The sequence below is a fragment of the Citrobacter sp. CK189 genome (genome assembly GCF_030333505.1).
Taxonomy (GTDB): Bacteria; Pseudomonadota; Gammaproteobacteria; order Enterobacterales; family Enterobacteriaceae; genus Citrobacter_B; species Citrobacter_B koseri.
In genome coordinates this window covers 1-239 of sequence record NZ_JAOWFV010000004.1, presented here as the reverse complement: position 1 = coordinate 239, position 239 = coordinate 1, and the positions used below count along the sequence as shown (strand labels likewise).

Genomic DNA, 239 nt, shown 5'->3' with positions numbered 1-239 from the left:
ACGCGGGGTGGAGCAGCCTGGTAGCTCGTCGGGCTCATAACCCGAAGGTCGTCGGTTCAAATCCGGCCCCCGCAACCAATTGAAATATGATGTAATATTTTGCAAAGTAGTTCGAATCACAACAAGGCGGCGACGCAGTGAATCCTTAGGAGCTTACTCCAGTAAGTGACTGAGGTGAACGAGGAAAGCCAACGCAGATGTGGTTTGAAATACGAAGCAGAAAGACGGACGCGGGGTGG

1 tRNA gene is annotated in these 239 nt (G+C 52.3%); it reads left to right on the top strand.

The features are described from left to right. Position 1: 1 nt before the first annotated feature. Positions 2-78 (top strand) — tRNA-Met (locus OGV83_RS00025). Positions 79-239 lie beyond the last annotated feature (161 nt).